Source organism: Telluria sp. AZSoR62 (assembly GCF_058111565.1).
The window spans coordinates 1-510 of record NZ_JBYTST010000063.1 but is presented as its reverse complement, the minus strand read 5'-3'; the positions used below and the strand labels follow the sequence as shown (position 1 = coordinate 510).

Genomic DNA, 510 nt, shown 5'->3' with positions numbered 1-510 from the left:
ATCCAGGTTAGAGCCGTCAGGAAAGCCCATGGCCTGGCTGGTGGTCGAGCGCATAGAAACATCCGTTTTGGACCCAGTTGACGGTGCGATCGATAATGCTGCGATTCGTATTCGCTATCATCAAGTTACCCCAAGGCCGCGTGACGGCGTTAGGCGGACAGCTGAGTTTCAAGCCAGCTTCAACCGCGCCTGGAACACCACGTGCCTTACGTCGCATTACGGGGGCAGTGGGGCGGTGTTTTTGGATTTGCCTGGGCTTGAGGGCAATCGAATCGGTAGCTACATGATGAATGAAATCGTTTCATGGGCGAGCAGGTGGCCTGACGCCTCTGTGAAGCCTATACAGCTGCTCTCACTTCAAGCGCAAGCTGAGAACAAAGACAGACGCAATCGATTTTATGAACAATTCAACATCCGCTTCGTGTACACAGACCTTTCCAAATCAGAGGGTTTGTCCCTCCCCATGACTGCGGGTGATCTAACGCCGTCATCAACGTGGGAAGCAAACAT

The 510-nt window shown here is 53.1% G+C and carries 1 pseudogene; it reads left to right on the top strand.

The window, feature by feature from the left end:
• Positions 1–28: 28 nt before the first annotated feature.
• Positions 29–510 (top strand): annotated as a pseudogene (locus AC3XQU_RS22870) (hypothetical protein); the annotation flags it as partial.